Raw genomic sequence first — 17,762 nt, 5'->3', positions numbered from 1 at the left:
GAGACCGAGGGCGGCGGCCCGACCATGGGCCATGGCATCCACCAGATGGATCTCCTGCTCAGCCTGCTCGGTGACTGGCACGAGGTGCACGCCGTGGCGGCGACGCTCGGCCGCAGGGTCGAGACCGAGGACGTGTCGTTCGCGATCGTCCGGTTCGCCTCCGGCGCCGTCGGCTCGATCGTGAACAGCGTGCTGTCCCCCCGCGAGACGAGCTACCTGCGCTTCGACTTCGGCGACGCCACCGTCGAGGTCGAGCACCTCTACGGCTACGACAACTCCCACTGGCGCTGGACGCCCGCCCCGCACGTCACCGACCAGGACAGAATCGCCGGCTGGGCACCGGCCGAGAACACCGGCAGCTCCCACCGCGCCCAGCTCGCCACCCTGCTGACCGCCATGTCGGCCGGGGAGCGGCCCCCGGCCAGCGGCGCCGACGGCAGGCGCGTCATGGAGCTGATCACGGCCATGTACCAGTCGGCCATCACGGGGCGGCCCGTCACCCGGGCCGAGCTCGACGAGACGAACCCCTTCTACCACTCGCTCAACGGCGGCGACCTGCCGACCGCTCTCAGCCGCCTCCAGCACCAGGAGAACACCCATGCCTGAAATCAAGCTCAGCGTCCGCGACGAGGACAGCTCCCTGATCGTCACCGCCGGCGACGTGGACATCGCGCAATACGTCTACCACCCGGACGCGCCCGACGCCGAATCGCCCAAGCCTTACATTCACCCGATCCGCAGCCTGTCCGGCGCCCCCATGTCGGTCTACCGGCCGCACGACCACCGCTGGCACAAGGGCCTGCAGATGACCTGGGCCCACCTGTCCGGGCAGAACTTCTGGGGCGGCCCCACGTTCTCGGTGGAGAAGAACTACCACTGGCGCGACAACCTCGGCCACATGAACCACATCGACTTCGCCGAGCTCTCCTCCGACGGAGAGCGGGTGACGGTCGCGGAGAGCCTGCACTGGGTCTCGGCGCAGGGCGAGCAGTGGATCACCGAACAGCGCCGCCAGGTCTTCCACGGCGTGGACGCCGAGCGCGGCATCTGGGCGCTGGACTTCACCACGCAGCTGCTCAACGTCCGCGGCGCCACTCTCGAGTTCGGCAGCCCCACCACGCACGGCCGCCCGCTGGCCGGGTACGCGGGCTTCTTCTGGCGCGGCCCCCGGTCCTGGACCGGCGGGACGATCATCGCCGCCGGCGGGAAGGGCGGGGAGGAGATGATGGGCGCCGAGGCGCCCTGGCTCGCCATCACGGGTCAGCACGACGAGATCGACGGCGGCGGCACCGTGCTGGCCATCGCCGGGCACTCCAGCGCGCCCGTGCCGATCAAGTGGTTCGTCCGCAAGGAGGCGTTCGCCGTGATCAGCCCCTCTCCCTCCTTCGACGAGGAGATCGCGCTGGCCGACGGCGACACCCTCGAACTCGCGCACCGCTACGTCTTCATCGACCACATGTGCGACCGGGCAGAGCTGGACGAGCTCGGCGCGGAGTTCGCACTGTGACTCCGCTGTTCCCCGGCGGCACCTCGATCAGCGACCTGGCGGTCTACGACTGGGAGTGCGCCGACGGCGTGCACGGCGGCACCCCGCACCTGCACACCGTCTCGACCGAGGCGTACGTCGTGACCGCGGGCCGCGGCGAGGTGCACACCCTCAGCGCCGCGGGCTTCGCCCGGGACCGGCTCCAAGCGGGCACGGTGTTGTGGTTCTCGCCGGGAACGATCCACCGCCTGGTCAACGAGGACGGCCTCCGCCTGGTCGTGATCATGCAGAACGCAGGGCTGCCCGAGGCCGGCGACGCCGTCCTCACCTTCCCCGCCGACATCCTGCGCGATCGCGACGCCTACCTCGCCGCGGCCACGCTGCCGGCGCAGGGGTCCGAGGACGAGCGGGCGGAGGCCGCGCGGGCCCGGCGGGACCTGGCGATCGACGGGTTCCGGCAGCTCCTGGAGGACGTCGAGGAGCGTGGCGGGCAGGCGCTGGCGGACTTCCATCGGCTCGCGGCGACGATCGTCCGGCCTCGGGCCGCGTCCTGGAAGGAGCTGTGGGACAAGACCGTCGCGGCCGAGACCGAGCGCACCCGCGAGCAGCTCGCGGCCATCGCGGACGGTGATCCCGCCCACCTTGGGCAGGCCACCGTGGTCAGGACCACGCCCAGGCCCGGTCCTCGCGCCTTCGGTATGTGCGGGCGGCTGCGTACCTGGACGCCGCTGCCCGCGTCCTGATCCGGCAGCAGGGCCGAGCCGAGCTGCCAGGTCGCGCCGCATCGCGCGCCCGGCAGCTCGGGGCTCAGCGCAGGACGATCGTCGTCAGGGCGCGTGACGGGAACGTCACCGCCCCGTCCGAGACGGGAAGGGAGTCGAGCGAGGCGGTCGCGTCGGTCAGGTAGACCTCGGCCGTCTCGCTCACGCCCGCCCAGGTGACGGGGGCCAGGCCGGTGTTGAGCACCTCGACGACGCGGGAACCGTCGGGGTTGCGGAACGCGCATACCCTCAGCGAGGGCGCCGCGGCCCTGGCCCCGATCCTGACCGCGCCCGGCCTGATGAACCTGCTGAACGCGGCCACCGCCCACAGCCGCTTCGAGACGCGGTACACCCCTTCCGCCTCGTCGATTCGCAGCAGTGCCCTGGTGCTCCCCTTCGAAGCCCCCAGCCAGTACAGGTAGGCCGAGACGTTGCCGAGAGTGAGCGCGTCGTGCACGGCTGAGGCGATCGTGTAGCCATCGGAGCCGCTGCCGTCGTACCAGTTCTCGTTCCAGGTGGTGCCGTTCGGGTTCCACTCCGACATCCACGTGCGCCGGTTCGTCGGCAGCGGACCGTCCACGGGGGTGGCGTAGCCGTGTCCGGTGTAGACCTGCACCCAGCGGCGAGCCTCGGGGTCGGCCTCGATGGCGGTCGTGTACGCCATGGCCTCGGTCCAGCCGACCGACTCGCAGCACACCACCCGCATGCCCGAGGCGACGGGGCCGAGCACCTTGACGAACTGGGTGGCCTCCTGCGGGGTGAAGCGCATGGAGGCGTGCTTGGCGGTCCAGTCGGGCTCGTTCGCGAAGCCCAGGTCGGTGATCAGGACGCCTTCTCGCTGGTAGAACCTCGTGTACTGCACCAGGTAGTCGGCATAGGCACGCTGCCATTCGGGCTTCAGCCTGCCGCCGTTCTTCTCCTCGCCGTTGTCCTTCATGTAGCCGGGCGCGCTCCAGGGAACCGCGAAGAAGCGCTCGACGCCGTACTCCTGGGCGGCCTTGGCCATCCAGACCTGGCTGTTGTCGTCGCCGTCCCAGACGTACCTGGGTGGGGCGTCCGGGCCGCCGGGGTCTTCCGGCTGGATCGACACCATGTCGTCGTACGGACTGCCGGCCGGCGCCGAGCCGATGCCCAGGCGCAGGATGGTGAGCCCGGCCCCCTTCTCCCGGCTGAACCACAAGTCGAGGATCTCGCGCTGCTTGTCCCGCGGCAGAGCCCTGATCAATTCGTTGCGCCGGAAGGCCGTGGAGACACCGAACCCGTCGATCGTCTGATGCCGGACCTCATCGTCGATCATGATCGCCGGCGGATCGGCCGGCCATGGTTCGTTCATCGCCAGAGCTCTCGGCTGAAAGGACTCATGGCGCCATAGAGTTAGCACATCGGTGCTGCCCGGCTCAATACTCTCAGGCGGGCGGTGGCGGGCCGACCGTCTCACGAACGATGACCCGGTTGATCGACCGTACGGGAGACTCGGGCGCCGGCTCGCCGCGTACCTTCGCGATGAGCCTGGCCATGGCCTCCCGCCCCTGCACCTCCCTGTCCACGGCCACCGTGGACAGCGCGGGAGTGGCGAAGCGTCCCAGCTCCTCGTCGTCCCAGCCGAACACGCTGACCTCGCCGGGAACCCCCCAGCCGCGCGAGAGCGCTCCCCGTACGGCACCCATGGCCACGTGGTCGTTCACGGCGACAATGGCCGTCACGCCGCACCCGTCCGGCAGCGCTCGTACGGCGTCGTAGCCGGATTGAGGGCTCCAGTCACCGAGGGCCACGCCGTACGAGGTGAGCCCGAGGCGCTCGATCGTCTGCTCGTAGACCACCTTGCGATTACGGGCCGACGGCCAGCTCTGCGCGCCCGCGATGTGGAAGAAGACCCGGTGACCGAGCGAGGCGAGACATTCGACGATCTCCTGGACCGGGGAGGCGTCCGCGAGTTCGTTGACCCCGCGCAGCATGTCGTCGTAGTCGCCCGTGACGACGATGGGAACCGGTGAGGCAGCGGGGTCGATCTCCAGGGGTGTCAGCGACAAAATGCCCTCGACCTGCCCCGACCCGGCCAGCTCCAAGATCCGCTCCGCCCTGGCGCGCGGATCGCCCTCGACGCTGACGACCTCCAGCTGGAAGCCCTCGTCGTGCGCGGCGGAGGAGGCGGCGCGGAGCACGCGCGCCGGCCACAGGTAGGTGGAGGCGGGCAGGGTGATCGCCAACCGGTTCGTACGCCGGGTGCGCATGGAACGCGCGACCAGGTTCGGCCGGTAGTTGAACTCCTGAACGACCAGATCGATCTTCGCGCGGGTGGCCGGTTTCAAGCTCTCGTTGTGGCGGAAATACCGAGAAACCGTCTGATGCGAAACACCCGCACGCCGGGCCACCTCATGGATCGTGAGGCGCGGCGTCTCAGCCTCGTCCAAGGGACCCCTCTCCTCGCGCTGCGCTTCACAGCCTAACCGGTCCCCGCCAACAAGCCATTGACGCAGAAGTGATCGATCACTAATCTACAGCAGCGAGTAAAGTGATCGATCACTTCTATGCGGCGCCATGATCGCTCCCTCCTTGGCCGAACACTGCGACGCCACCCGTTGTCACTTGTCACTCCTCTCGACTTCGACCACCCCCCGGACAGATCTAAGGAGAAGCAGGGTGCTTCGATCCCTCGCATTCGTGGCGGCTCTCACGCCCGCCATCACCCTGGCCGGGCCGGCTGCCGGCGCCGGCGCGGCCCCTCAACCGGATATCGACATCCAGCGAACCCAGACGCATCAGACCATCGACGGATTCGGCTACTCCACCGCGTTCCAGCGCGCGACTCTCGTGCACAACCTGCCGGCGGACAAGCAGAAAGAGGTGCTCGACCTCCTTCTGGATCGCCGCAAGGGCGCCGCGCCCAGCATCCTGCGCCTCGGCATCGGCTCCTCGGCCACGAACGTCTACGACTCCATGCTGTCCATCCAGCCGGCGGATCCGGGCGGCCCGGACGCCCCGCCGAAGTACACCTGGGACGGCTGGGACAGCGGGCAGGTGTGGTTCTCCAAGGAGGCCCAGCGGCGCGGGGTCAAGCGGTTCTACGCCGACGCCTGGAGCGCCCCCGGCTACATGAAGACCAACGGGACCGACGTCAACGGCGGCAACCTGTGCGGCCTGCAGGGCACGACCTGTGCCAGTGGCGACTGGCGCGCGGCCTACGCCCGCTACCTCGTGCAGTACGCGAAGTTCTACCAGCAGGAAGGCATCAAGATCTCCGACATCGCCTTCCTGAACGAACCGGACTGGACCACCGAATACGCCTCGATGCGCTTCACGCCGGCCCAGGCGGCCGAGTTCGTCAAGGTCTTCGGCCCCTACGCCGACCAGGCCGGCCTCAACGTGGTCTGCTGCGAGTCGATCGGCTGGAAGAGCTCCGAGGCGTACGCCCAGGCCATCGAGAACGACCCCGAGGCACGCGAACACCTGGACGTCATGTCCGGCCACGGCTACGCCAGCGGAGCCGACTTCCCGCTGCCCACGTCCAAGCGCACCTGGATGTCGGAGTGGGCTCCGTCAAGCGTCGCGGACGGCTGGAACGAAACCTGGGACAGCGGCAAGGTCACCGACGGCATCAACATCGCCGAACGCATCCACAACACCCTCGCCCTCTCCGGCAGCACCGGATTCGTCTACTGGCTCGGCGGCTCGCGCGGCAAGACCGCCGCGCTGATCCAGATCGACGACGCCAACGGCACTTACCGCGTCTCATCCAGGCTCTACGCCTTCGCCGCCTACAGCCGCTTCATCCGGCCGGACGCCGTACGCCTCGGTGTGAACAGCACCGGCGACGGGCTCAAGGTCTCCGCGTACCGCAACACCGACGGCACCGAAGTGGTCGAGATCCTCAACACCTCCCACGAGTCCGTGACCACCACCGTCGACCTGAAGCGCCCCGCTGCCTACCTGACCGACTCCACTCACAACCTGGAGCGGAACCAGGCTCTCGTCTCCAAGCGCGGGCCCAACACTTCGGTCACTCTCGCACCGAGGTCGCTCACCACGCTGGTCAGCAGCCACCCGCAACACGACTGAGCCGCCCGGCTTCCCCCACCCACACCGATCAAGCGCCCGGAGGCGAGCACCGGACGGCCCGATGGTCACACGAGGGAGTGGACGGTCTACGGAACGAGAAGGTGTGTCGTTCATGTCGCCGCGGGCCGGGGTCGGCCCGGCCGTCCGCGCCCATGTCGATGGTGCCCTCGTCCACGTGGCGGGAGCGGCCGGTGCTGAGCGCGGCATGGGCGAACAGGTACAGCTCGGTCAGGGTGAAGGTGCCCTTGGGCAGGGCCGGCAGTCTCTCCCCTGGCGCGACGCTCTGCCAGTAGCGAGGTTCGGGGCCGCGTGACGTCTTTGGACAAGGCGCCCGCCAGCGTTCAGGGCTGGTTCGTGGCGGAGAAGTCCGCCGACCAGGCACCAGGACTGCGGGCCATGCTCTCGCCCGATGTGGTGATGGACTTCGGCGGACGCAAGATCCACGGCATCGACGCCGTCGTCGCCACGGCCACCTTCGCGATGCCCGCCGGTTGGCTCGGCGAGATCGACTTGAGCGTGCTGCCCGGAGGCGCGGATGGGCGGGTGACAGTTCGTGCCACCGGCCCCGGAGCGCAGATGCGGGTGTTCGTCCCGGGCGCTCCGTCGCAGACGATGGATGCCATGGACTTCACGTTCGCTTTGGACGACGGGCTGATCGTCGGTGTCGCCGGGCAAGCGCACCAGCCCGAACCCCCCGGCCTGCCCCAGCCACTACGGCCGGGCGACACCGCACCCGATTTCGTTCTACCGGACGTGAAGGGCGTCGAAGTCCCGCTGCGTCAGGAGGGAGCGAAGGCCACGGTCGTGGTCTTCATCAGCAACCACTGCCCGTTCTCCCGGGCCTGGCACGACCGAGTGCAGCAGGCCGGGCGGGGCTACGCGCCACGCGGCGTACGCTTCCTGCACATCAACTCCAACGATCCCTCCCAAGGCCCCGATGACGGCGTCGAGCACTCCCGCAAGCGGGTCGCGGAGGGCCAGTTCGCCGGGCCGTACCTGGTCGATGAAGTGGACGCTGTGATGACGACCGCGCACGCAGTCGCGATCAGCGCTGCCATGATCGACCTCATGATCCCAAGACGCATGGACGAACCCTGATCCCTGCAGGCAATCAACCTCTGGAGAAGAAATGAGAAACGCCGACACGGTCATCGCAGCACTACGTACCGGACACGACACCCTCGCCGGACTGGTGTCCGAGCTCAGCGACGGCGACCTGGCCCGATCGTCGGGCGCGGCCGACTGGGACATCTCACAGGTGCTCAGCCACCTGGGCAGTGGCGCCGAAATCCACCGAGCCGTCCTCCAGGCTGCCCTCGACGGCCGGCCCAACCCCGGCCATGACTTCAACCAGGCCGTCTGGGACAGGTGGAACGCCATGACCCGGCGGGAGCGTGCCGACGCCTTTCTCCAGACGAACCAAACCCTGACCGGCTTCTACGAGTCGCTGGATGCCGACACCCGCGAGAAACTCCGCATCGAATTGGGCTTCCTGCCCGCACCGGTCGACGTGGCAACCGCGGCACGAATGCGCCTCAGTGAGTTCGCCCTGCACTCGTGGGACGTCCGCGTCGGCTTCGACGAGCACGCCGCGCTGGCCCCGGACGCCAGCGCGGCCCTCCTGCACGGGGAGCCTGACCTGCTCGCCTGGATCGGCAAAGCAGACAAGCTGGACGGCCGAAGTGCAGTCCTCCAGGTCACGACGGCTGAGCCCGCCTCCGTCTTCGCACTGCGCCTGCAGGCGCCGATCAGCGTGGACTTCGACGTGCCCGAGCAGCCCGACGGCACGATCACCCTACCCGCCGAGGCATGGCTTCGGCTTGTCGCAGGCCGCCTCGCCCCCAAGCGCACCCCCAGCAAAGTGACCACGACCGGCGCCGCCGACCTCGACCTGCTCCGCAGCGTCTTCCCAGGCTACTGATGCTCCTGGACGGTGCTCCGCCGGGACGCGTCCCTGGCGATCCGCCGCGCTGCTGAAGAACGTCGGACGCGCCAGCTCGCTGCCCACCCGTCAGGTAACTACCCCGTCCGGGACCGCCCGCTCCTGTTGACCGGCGGTCCCGCGGGTGTAATGGCCCGGCCAAGGGCTGGAACCGTCGCCGGCCTCAACCGCGGTCCGAGCCGCGGCTGGTGGATCAACGGAAACGGCGGAGAGCCGCCCCGTGGAACAGTGACGGCTCGCCGGAATCCATGCCCAGGGCTGGTCGACGACCCAGCTCACGTCGTCGGCCCAAGAGGTGGAGCCGTCGAAGTTATGGGAGCCGCCGTTGCTGGCGATGTGCCCTGACCGCTCTTGCCGGTCTGCGGGCAGAAGGTGACGTCCGCGGCGAACAGCGTGCTTCCGTCATTGTGTTGCCGGTGCAACTGGTAGTTCCGGTGCCGCAGGTAGTCGCCAGGGTAGTTCTTCGACTCCAACGACACGCACGAGCTGTTGGCCAGGCCGCTGCGCACGATCCACGAGGCGTCGCCCTTGTCGGCGGACGAGCTGGACGAGGTGATCACCGACGTGATGACTTGGTCGTTCTGGTGGCGAACGTAGCGGTTGGTGCAGCAGGCCGTCGTCGCGCGCAGCGAGATCGACGAGCCGGGGGTGAGCGTTCCACCGGGGCCGCCTGATGACGTCGTGTAGCCGGGCGACGATGTCGGCCTGGACCGCGTTCTCGGTGGCGTCAGACGGATAGCCGGAGGTCATCACGCCTTCGTAGAAGGTGCCGGCGGCCGCCATCAAGTAGGCTCTGAATCATGGGCGTTACCGGTCACATGCCAGCGGATGATCCTCCTCGTGGCCGATCCGTGAGCATCTGGGACATAGCGCGGGTGGCCGGCGTCTCTCAACAGACCGTCTCCCGTGTCATCAACGGCAAGGCCCGGGTCAGCGAGCCGACCCGGGCCAAGGTCCTGAAAGTCATCGACGATCTCGGCTATCGCCCCAACCGGCTCGCTCAGACGTTGGCCGGCGGCCCAGCACGCGCGGTGACCGTGCTGACCTCCGACACCGCCCTGTACGGCGCGGCCGCCACCTTGCGCGGCATGGAGGAGGCGGCCAGGGCGGCCGGTTTCTCGGTGGGAATCAGCGTGCTCGACGCGGCCTCCCAGCAGACGGACATCGCCCTGAGGCTCAATCGGCCAGGGGAGCCGGTCATGGTGATCGCCTTCGATGAGGTGGGAGTGAGCGCGCTCCGCGCGCTGCCGCCGGACGTCCCGATGGCAGCCGCCGTCGCATACCGCTCCGACGACGACCCGGACGCCGACCCATGGCAGGTCTGGCTGGACGATCGGGCCGCCGCCGCGCACGCGACCCGCTACCTGCTGAGCCTGGGGCACCGAACCGTCCACTACCTGGCCATGCCCTCCTCCACCAGTCCGCTCGCCCAACGGACCAGAGGATGGCAGGATGCGCTGCGTGCTGCCGGACTCCCCGTTCCCGAGCCGCTGCAGGGCGGCTGGACCCCCCGCTCCGGCTATCTCTCAGTACGCTCCTTAGTGGCCGACCGCTCGGTGACCGCCGTCCTGTGCGGCAACGACGATCTCGCGCTGGGCGTCATGCGAGCTGCGCGCGAAGCCGGGCGAGATATCCCTGGCGACCTGAGTGTGGTCGGCTTCGACGACTCCCCACCTGCGGCCTACCTCAACCCCTCACTCACCACCGTCCGGCTCGACTTCGAAGGACTCGGCCGAGCCTGCTTCGGTCTGCTGTATCGCAGGCTGGCGCCGGAGGCCGCGTCGGCCGTCCCCGAGTGGAGCGAGCCGGAACTCATCGTGCGGGAGAGCAGCGGCCCAGCACGGGCCTGACCTGCCCGACCTCCGCGTCTCTCCCCCATCTGGCGCTCGAGGAGGAGTAAGGCATGCGCACACGTTCGCCTTTCACGCGCAACGGAGCCTGTGCGTCCCGCATTGATGGCCCGGCTGCCCCTCTGAGCAGGGGGCAGCCCGCTGACCGCCCTCGACCCGTACGCACGTTGTCGAGATCAGGCCACCGGCTATATCCACCACGGCGCGGTCCCGCTCGGCCACGGCCTGTTCTCGGCGCCGCAACCATGCCAGTGCCCTGGTCCACCTGGAGCGGGAGAAATGCCGGCGGCATCCGAGGGACGCCCACGGCCCTCCCGTCATCGGCTCATCCCGGTGTCAGGACCAGGCGGTAGGCGCCGTCGGCGTTCCGGCTCGCGATCGGGACGGTGACGCTCCCGTTGGTCACGGTGTACACGTTCGACCACACCCAGGTCGCTCCGGACGCATTCGTCGTGCGTCCCGACCCGGGCACCGACTCGAGGGACGCGGTGACCGACGAGCCCAGGCCGCCGATGCCGTCCACTCGGATCGAGTTGTTCCCGGTCTGACCGCCGAAGACCACGCTGAAAGTCCTGCCGCCCGCGTCGTACGCGGTGGGGGTGACCTTGACGATGTTGCCGGTCTGATCCCTGTACCACTTGTACATCCAGTACGACGCGGTGGGCTGCCCGTTGAGGGTGCCCCACTCGTACCAGAAGGCCCGCTCCGCGTCGCGCACGCCTTCGCGCTCGAACTGCCCCACGTAGTGGTTCGCGCTGCTGGGCACGTCGACCTCGGCGGGCTGCGCGTACTCATTGATCGAAATAGGACGTGGCGATATGCCGAGTTCTCTCTCCAGCGCCCGATAGGCCCGGACGTTGCCGGTGACCTGCTGCCATCCGCTCAGCTCATGCCAGGACACCATCTGAGGCACGGTGTTGGTCGCCTTTGCGTTGTTCAGGAACGACCGCATCCAGTTGACGTCCCACCGCGAATGGCTCGGCCCCATGATGGCCTGGTTCGGCTCGCTCTGCCGGATCCGCTGGTAGGTGCGGACCCACCCCTCGTTGAAGGAGACACCCGACGCCGAGGGCCAGGTCCAGTCCGGCTCGTTCCACGGCTCCCAGGCGCCGATGTTGCTGACACCCGCGGACTTGGCCGCGGCGATCATCTTGTCGATCCGGCTGTACCAGTTGTTCCAGTTCGTCCACCGGTACGGGAAGCCATGGAAGCTGTCGACGGTGATCACGGCACCGATGGCAGCGGCGTTCCTCCAGACGTTCAGCGTGTCGCCGACCGGAACTGGCGAACCGTTGGGCCTGTGCTGGTGCAGCTTCAGCGGCTGCATGATCGACACCGGTGGGGTGTTCGCGTCGGACAGTCCGTACAGTGTTCCCGACCCGACCCGCGTGACCGGACGCACCACGGTGCCCGCGTCCACGACGAGAGTGCTGCCGCCGCCTCCAGTCGTGCCGCTCCATTTCTGGTTCTGGACGTTGCAGGACCAGATGTCCAGCGCCGTCCCCGGTGCATCACTGCTGCCCTTCACATCCAGGCACCGCCCTGAAGCCGCGCTGACCAGCGGCGCCACGGCCGCCGACAACGGGCAAGAGCCGGTCCCAGGCCGGGGAGCCATACCGCCGCGCGGTCGCGGCGCTGCGGGAGCACACCGCCTCGTAGAGATGTCCGGTTGCTCGTTATCGATAACCTCACCGTTTAGATGCTCCATCACACCTGTCAAGCCCAGCCGTCCGAGCCGGTCCGGCGGGTGCCACAGGCCGCTGCACGGCGATGCACCCGTGTAGATGCTCATCTTGGAACGGGAGCGAAATCCCGCCACGTCGTCGGGGCCGCCTCAGCAGGGTGATGTGAGCGGTAACGCACGTCCGCTGGATGAAAGATTCACGACCGGGCCATTCGGCCAAGTGCTCCCGGACCCTCTTCCGGACATGCTCTTTCCGCCCCTACTACCTGGCCGATGTGGCGACTTCGCGGGGTCGGCCGTACCTCCCCCGCAAGACGGCGTTCCCCTTCAACTGGGATTTCCTCTTCTGCGCTGCCCATTTGGCCGCTGCCGCACCGGGCCTTTCGGCAAGCTCGGCACGAAGGGCGGCCCAGACCACCGGGGCTGTCGCCATCATTCAAGATCTCAGTCGCCTGTCAGCGGAGGATCCAACGCTTGCGGGAGAGCCGACGTGAATTTATGTTATCGCTAACACCCACTGAAGCTCACGCCTCACCCATCTACGTCGCTCTATGGATTTTCACAACCTCTTCAACCCCTGACAGGGGCTTCCCCCTCCTGAGAGGTTCCGCCCATGGCATCGTCATCATTCCCGTTCAGTCGCCGCAGGCTGCTCACCACCGCCGGGATCGCCACGGCCGGCGGCCTGCTGGGCGTCGGCACCGCGCGAGCCGTCAGTGCTCCGAGCAGCTACACCCCGACGTGGTCATCGCTCGATCAGCACCCGCCGGCTCCGGAGTGGTTCCAGGACGCAAAGTTCGGCATCTACTTCCACTGGGGAGTCTTCAGCGTCCCCGCGTTCGCCAACGAGTGGTATCCGCGCAACATGTACAACAACGGCTCAAACGAGAACAATCACCACAAGAGCGTCTTCGGTGATCCCTCGGTGTGGCCGTACCACAACTTCATCAATGGCGCCCGGGACAAGGCAGGCAACTGGGTGCAGTTCGCGCCGAAGCTGAAGTCCGCCGGCGGCAACTTCGACCCCAACGAGTGGGCCCAGCTGTTCGCCGACGCCGGTGCCAAATTCGCGGGACCGGTGGCCGAACACCATGACGGTTATTCGATGTGGAACAGCAGGGTGAACGAGTGGAACTCGGTGGCCACCGGGCCCAGGCTCGACCTGCTGCGGTTACACGCCGACGCCATCCGGGCCAAGGGCCTGAAGTTGCTGGTGTCCCTGCACCACGCATTCAACTTCACCGGCTTCTACCAGTGGGCGCCGTCGCAGTCCACCACCACCCTCAGGAAGCTGTACGGCCAGCTCGACAGGGCCACGGAGAACCAGCTCTGGTACGACAAGCTCAAGGAGGTCATCGACGGCTACCAGCCCGACATCATCTGGCAGGACTTCAACCTGAGCCAGGTCCCCGAGTCCCAGCGCCTGAACTTCCTCGCCTCCTACTACAACCAGGCCATCGCCTGGAACAAGGACGTGGTCGCCACCTACAAGGACGGGTTCAACACCAGGGGCGAGGTCTTCGACTACGAACGCGGCGGGCCGGCGGACATCCAGAGTCCCTTCTGGCTGACCGACGACAGCATCTCCAGCTCCAGCTGGTGCTACACCGTGGGCATCGGCTACTACTCGCTCAACGCCATGCTGCACGCGCTGATCGACCGGGTCAGCAAGAACGGCAACATGCTGCTGAACATCGCCCCCATGGCCGACGGCACCATCCCGTCCGGGCAGCGGTCGATCCTGCTGGGCATCGGGGACTATCTGAAGCGTTTCGGTGAATCCATCTACGCCACCCGGGCCTGGACGAGCTACGGCGAGGGCCCGACCAAGATGGGCGGAGGTTCCTTCGTCGAGCCACGACCGGGAACCAACCGGGACATCCGCTTCACCCGCAGCAAGGACGGCACCGTGCTGTACGCCACCGTGCTGGGCTGGCCCGGCGGCACCCTGGACATCACGACGCTGAACTCGAACCGGATCAACCTCGGCAACCTGGCCTCGGCGCAACTCCTGGGCCCCACGGCCGGCTCATACATCAACCTGCCCAACCGCACCCAGGACGGTTCCGCCCTGCACATCTCCATGCCCTCGTCCACGGCGCCGTTCAGCGCCCCGGCGTATGTGGTCAAGCTGTCCTTCAACGGCCAGATTCCCGCCCTGGGCTCGGGCCCTCTCCCGACCACCTGGGTGCGGATCACCAACGTCACCACCAACCTCGTCCTCGACAGCGGCGGCAACGTCGCCTCCGGCTCGGCGCTCAAGCAGTGGACCTACGACGGCAGCACCAACCTGCAGTGGCAGCTGGCCGACCTGGGCAACGGGTACCACCGGCTCGTCAACCGCACCAACGGCATGGTCGCCGACAGCGGGGGCAACGCCGCCAACGGCGCCTCCTGCGTGCAAGCCGCCTGGAACGGCGGCAACAACCAGCAATGGAGACTCAACAACCTCGGCAACGGCCGCTACCAGATCATCAACCGCGGTACCGGCACCGCGCTGGACAGCGGCGGCAACACCACCGTCGGCTCCAATGTGAAGCTGTGGAGTCCCGACTCCAGCACCAATCTCCAATGGACCATCACCGCCGTCTGATCGGCCCATCGCACTTCGACCTGCTCGGGGCCGGCGCCAGCGGTGCGGTCAGGCAAGCGCGTTCAGCCGTGCCACCTCGTCGTCCGGCAAGGCGAGCTTGGGGCCCGCAGGTTCTCGGCGAGGTGTTCCAGAGACGTGGTGCCGGGAATCGGCAGCACGACCGGGGAGATGTGCAGCAGCCAGGCCGGGGCGACCTGAGCCGGCGTCGCGCCGACCTCAGCCGCGATCTCCGCGACCGGGCTGCCTGGCTGGGCGAGGCCGCCCGGTGGCGATCGGGAACCAGGGAATGAAGGCGAAGCCCTCGGCGGTCGCGTAGTCCAAGACGGCCTGCGATTGGCGGGTTGACGAGGTTGTAGAGGTTCTGGACGCTGGCGATCTCGGTGATCCACCGCGCCTCTTGCAGCTGCAACACCATGATGCGGCGCACCTTGCCCTGCTGCTTGAGGTAGGCGGGGCGGCCGACCGGCACGAAGACACCTGGGCAGGTATGGGCTGTTCTCGCCTTGGGCGCGACGATTACGCCCGGCGGGTTCGGCTCCGTCGGGTCACCCAGGCGGTCCTGCCCCACCTGCGCGCGCAAGGCTTCGGGCACATCGTCCAGATCTCCACGATCGGCGACATCGGTGGCTTCAGCACTAACTGGGCCGGGTTCTTCCGCCGTCCATGCCGAACCCGACTCCGCCTACGACAGCGTCAGGGCCGTCCTGGCTGCCCGAAGAGGCTCCAGCAGCCCTGGTAATCCCGCCACCTCCGGTTCCGCCCTTCTGATGATCGTCGGCCCAGACTACCCACCTCTGCGGGTGCTCTTCGGCGAGCAGCCCACCCAGTTGATGAAGACCCTGTACGACCAGCGCCTGCGGACCTGAGCCGACTGGGACCACGTGTCCCTCTCCGCGCAAGGCTGACCACTGTCCGCACAGCCGTGGCGAGGGCACGGCGCCTGCCACCCAGGACAGACATTGAGCAACCCGCTACTGGCAGGGACACGGTCTTTGGACAGGACTCAAGGTCCAGGACCCCGGAATGCTCACCCGCCAGCGGCTACCAACCCGAAGCCTGCCCGATCACCCACGAGCAACTCCGTTATCTCTCATGACCAACGCGTACCAGGCGTTGGTGTCCACGACGGCGGCTGAGGCAGCCGTGTCGAGGCTGACCGTCATGCTGCCCAGGAGGGCCGTCACCCGGATGACGATCACCGCGGCCCAGCGGCGGCAGCGCCTTGCTCCAACATGGGTGCTCCTTCGTCCGGGAATGACGGGCCTCAGCCGGTCCGGTGAGGCCCGCCATCAGCGCGTACATGTCCGGTGGGCGCCCAGCCTCGGCAAGTTCGACGTCGGGCCCGCCGGGACGGGCTGATCCAGCGCCCCGAAACTCGCGCCCGGCCCAGTAGCGGACGCTGCCTATCAGGCAGCGGTGCAGGTCGCGCCGTTGAGGGTGAATGAGGTCGGCTTGGCAGGGTTTCCGGTGTGGGTGGCCTGGAAGCCGATGCTGATCGATGCGCCTGGAGCGATGTTGGCGTTGTACGAGACGTTCCTGGCCGTCACCTGACCGGAGGCGGGCGAGTACGTGGCGTTCCAGCCGGAGGTGATGGCCTGCCCGCCGGGCAGTGTGAAGGCCAGGGACCAGCCGTTGATCGCGGCGGTGCCGGTATTGGTGACGGTCATGTCCGCGGTCAGGCCGCTGTTCCAGGAGTTGACGGTGGTGGCGACCCGGCAGGCTCCGGTCCCCGGGTCCGGATCAGGGTCCTGGCCGCTCTGGAACTGGGTGAAGAACTTCCACACCTCTGCCGGGACCCAGGTCCGCGAGCCGCTGTCGCCGCCGGCCCCGTCCTGTGGCGCGGCGATGTGACCTTCGTCGAACGCCGCCCAGACGACCGGATGCCCGGCCGAGCACCCGGAGTAGGTGGTGACCCTGTGCGTCAGGCTGCCCTGTGCCGGCTCGGGCGGGTTCTGGGCGGTGCAGCCGTTGTTCCTGACGAACCTGTCGCGCAACGATCTTCCAGCGGAGATGTTGTCCCTGATGCCATGAACCCCGAGGTATGCGACGGGCTGGGTGCCACCGCTGCACCCGCTGATCTGCCCTGGGGCGGATTGGGCCGCGACCGCGCGGAAGACATTCGGCCGGGCACATGCCAGTGCGAAACTCATGGCTCCGCCGTAACTGAACCCCACGGCGAAGCGCTGCGTCGTGTCGACGCAGAGATCCGCCTCGATCTGCCTGATCATGTCGTCGACGAAGGTCACGTCCTCGCCTCCGGCATTGGCCCAGCCGTTGTCGAGCCCCTGGGGCGCGACGAAGATCGTGCTGTTGTTCGCCAGCCGCTGCAGGCCGTAGTAGGCCCAGACGTCCCGCTGCACGGTCTGGCCCGTGGCCACGTCCGTGGCAGTGCCGCCCCACCAGTGGAGACCGAAGATCAACCGATAAGGGTGGCTGCTGTTGTAATTGTCGGGGATCCGCAGGATGTAAGTGCGGCTCTTGCCACCGCTCTGAATCTGGTTCGTGCCGTTCCTCAGCGTTGGGGCCTTCCCGCACCCGGCAGTCGCCGCAGCGGTGCCGGACGGCGTGGTTGTGCTGGAGTCGGCACTCATCGCCGGTCGTCCCGCGCCCAGGACGAGCAGCGATGCGATCGCGATGGCGGTGAAGAAGGATCTATGCCGTGACAGGGAAACCATCTACTGCTCCTTCTAGGGCGGTATGTGATCGATCACACATGAGGCCGTCCTATCCCCCTTCAAAGGACTGAGGTGTGGTGCAGCGGAGCAAATATGACGCCGGTGGGGCCTGTCAAGATCGAGCCTTCTCCCCTCGGGGACCGCTCTCCGGCAGGACGCCTTCCGCACGTTTTTGACCAGGGATGCGGTCGCGATGGCCGCCGACGAGCCACGATGAAACTTTCACCGCGCCTTGACAATGCGGCGGGCGCAGCCCTACATCGTGGTGTTACCGATAACGCATTTCCGGATCGGCTCCGAGCAGTTCCGCCGCCGATGCCGCCCGACACGGAGGCCCCCCTCGTCCAGCCGTGTCTCCACCCCCAGGAGAAGGAACATGCAGCAGACCTCGCCCTGCCCGCCCGCCGTACGCGGCACTCGCCCGCAGCCGCGGCCAGGCGTGTCACGGTGGCGCTCGTCACCGCGTTGACCTGGGCCACACCATCGTCACGGCCCCGCGCTGAGACAACGGTCGGTCGCCACGCTGCGGCGGCTCGGCCGACGGCAGAGCGGCATGCCGACCGGAGGGCGCCTTCAACCCCCTGCGACTGTTCCTCCCATCGACGTACGCCGACACCGGATCGGCAGAGAGAGTTGCGCGATGTCCAGACGTAGACCCTTGTTGACCGCCTTAGCGGTCGTGGCGCTTGCCGTCCTGGTGGCCACAGGCGGCCCG

Annotated in this window: 15 protein-coding genes and 1 pseudogene; 9 read left to right on the top strand and 7 right to left on the bottom strand. The window is 68.0% G+C overall.

All coding sequences use genetic code 11. The features are described from left to right. From ACWEPL_RS61320 to ACWEPL_RS61310, 3 genes are all read left to right on the top strand, one after another. Window positions 1-606: Gfo/Idh/MocA family protein (locus ACWEPL_RS61320; protein WP_452442186.1), on the top strand; the 606-nt coding region annotated here is incomplete at its 5' end. Continuing rightward, window positions 599-1,507, top strand: coding sequence for a DUF6807 domain-containing protein (locus ACWEPL_RS61315; RefSeq protein WP_452442185.1), 909 nt, complete (start codon window positions 599-601; stop codon window positions 1,505-1,507). The genes ACWEPL_RS61320 and ACWEPL_RS61315, both read left to right, overlap by 8 nt. After that, window positions 1,504-2,229 carry a cupin domain-containing protein gene (locus ACWEPL_RS61310; protein WP_452442184.1) on the top strand — a complete coding sequence of 242 codons (726 nt, stop codon included), beginning with the start codon at window positions 1,504-1,506 and terminating at the stop codon, window positions 2,227-2,229. The genes ACWEPL_RS61315 and ACWEPL_RS61310 overlap by 4 nt, the downstream gene beginning before the upstream one ends. Window positions 2,230-2,293: 64 nt before the next feature. Here the strand turns inward: ACWEPL_RS61310 and ACWEPL_RS61305 are convergent, their stop codons facing one another. After that, window positions 2,294-3,580 (bottom strand): glycoside hydrolase family 30 protein, encoded by a 1,287-nt coding sequence (locus ACWEPL_RS61305; protein WP_452442183.1) that lies wholly within the window; start codon window positions 3,578-3,580, stop codon window positions 2,294-2,296. A 73-nt stretch (window positions 3,581-3,653) separates the two neighbouring features. Then, window positions 3,654-4,619 carry a LacI family DNA-binding transcriptional regulator gene (locus ACWEPL_RS61300; RefSeq protein WP_452442188.1) on the bottom strand — a complete coding sequence of 322 codons (966 nt, stop codon included), beginning with the start codon at window positions 4,617-4,619 and terminating at the stop codon, window positions 3,654-3,656. Between the two features lie 268 nt (window positions 4,620-4,887). Here ACWEPL_RS61300 and ACWEPL_RS61295 point away from each other — a divergent pair, with 268 nt between their 5' ends. From ACWEPL_RS61295 to ACWEPL_RS61285, 3 genes are all read left to right on the top strand, one after another. After that, the gene (locus ACWEPL_RS61295; protein ID WP_452442182.1) at window positions 4,888-6,303 is read left to right on the top strand and encodes a glycoside hydrolase family 30 protein; all 1,416 of its coding nucleotides are present in this window, start codon (window positions 4,888-4,890) and stop codon (window positions 6,301-6,303) included. Between the two features lie 309 nt (window positions 6,304-6,612). Further along, window positions 6,613-7,401, top strand: a complete 789-nt coding sequence (locus tag ACWEPL_RS61290; RefSeq protein WP_452442181.1) for a redoxin domain-containing protein — start codon at window positions 6,613-6,615, stop codon at window positions 7,399-7,401. A 31-nt stretch (window positions 7,402-7,432) separates the two neighbouring features. Next, window positions 7,433-8,224, top strand: a complete 792-nt coding sequence (locus ACWEPL_RS61285) for a maleylpyruvate isomerase N-terminal domain-containing protein (protein ID WP_452442180.1) — start codon at window positions 7,433-7,435, stop codon at window positions 8,222-8,224. A gap of 296 nt (window positions 8,225-8,520) precedes the next feature. Here the strand turns inward: ACWEPL_RS61285 and ACWEPL_RS61280 are convergent, their stop codons facing one another. Together ACWEPL_RS61280 and ACWEPL_RS61275 are read right to left on the bottom strand one after the other, a co-directional pair. Further along, complete coding sequence (locus ACWEPL_RS61280; protein ID WP_452442187.1) at window positions 8,521-8,874, bottom strand: AbfB domain-containing protein; 354 nt, start codon at window positions 8,872-8,874, stop codon at window positions 8,521-8,523. Window positions 8,875-8,944: 70 nt separating this feature from the next. Next, window positions 8,945-9,028 (bottom strand): annotated as a pseudogene (locus tag ACWEPL_RS61275) (arabinofuranosidase catalytic domain-containing protein); the annotation flags it as partial. A gap of 68 nt (window positions 9,029-9,096) precedes the next feature. Between ACWEPL_RS61275 and ACWEPL_RS61270 the strand changes: the two are divergent. Further along, window positions 9,097-10,095 (top strand): LacI family DNA-binding transcriptional regulator, encoded by a 999-nt coding sequence (locus ACWEPL_RS61270; RefSeq protein ID WP_452442179.1) that lies wholly within the window; start codon window positions 9,097-9,099, stop codon window positions 10,093-10,095. Window positions 10,096-10,420: 325 nt separating this feature from the next. Here the strand turns inward: ACWEPL_RS61270 and ACWEPL_RS61265 are convergent, their stop codons facing one another. Beyond that, on the bottom strand, window positions 10,421-11,887 hold the full coding sequence (locus ACWEPL_RS61265; RefSeq protein WP_452442178.1) for an RICIN domain-containing protein: 1,467 nt from the start codon (window positions 11,885-11,887) through the stop codon (window positions 10,421-10,423). A 505-nt stretch (window positions 11,888-12,392) separates the two neighbouring features. Between ACWEPL_RS61265 and ACWEPL_RS61260 the strand changes: the two genes are divergently transcribed. Next, entirely contained in the window at window positions 12,393-14,372 is a 1,980-nt protein-coding gene (locus tag ACWEPL_RS61260; protein ID WP_452442177.1) for an alpha-L-fucosidase, read from the top strand. Window positions 14,373-14,434: 62 nt separating this feature from the next. Here ACWEPL_RS61260 and ACWEPL_RS61255 read toward each other — a convergent pair whose 3' ends face one another. Then, the gene (locus ACWEPL_RS61255) at window positions 14,435-14,761 is read right to left on the bottom strand and encodes an aldo/keto reductase (RefSeq protein WP_452442176.1); all 327 of its coding nucleotides are present in this window, start codon (window positions 14,759-14,761) and stop codon (window positions 14,435-14,437) included. Window positions 14,762-15,464: 703 nt separating this feature from the next. Between ACWEPL_RS61255 and ACWEPL_RS61250 the strand changes: the two genes are divergently transcribed. Continuing rightward, window positions 15,465-15,731 (top strand): hypothetical protein, encoded by a 267-nt coding sequence (locus ACWEPL_RS61250; RefSeq protein ID WP_452442175.1) that lies wholly within the window; start codon window positions 15,465-15,467, stop codon window positions 15,729-15,731. Window positions 15,732-15,778: 47 nt separating this feature from the next. Here ACWEPL_RS61250 and ACWEPL_RS61245 read toward each other — a convergent pair whose 3' ends face one another. Next, complete coding sequence (locus ACWEPL_RS61245; protein ID WP_452442174.1) at window positions 15,779-17,047, bottom strand: cellulose binding domain-containing protein; 1,269 nt, start codon at window positions 17,045-17,047, stop codon at window positions 15,779-15,781. Window positions 17,048-17,762: the final 715 nt, after the last annotated feature.

It is taken from the genome of Nonomuraea sp. NPDC004186, from assembly GCF_053603495.1.
Note: the sequence above shows the minus strand (reverse complement) of the source record. Positions and strands in the feature narration are given on the sequence as shown.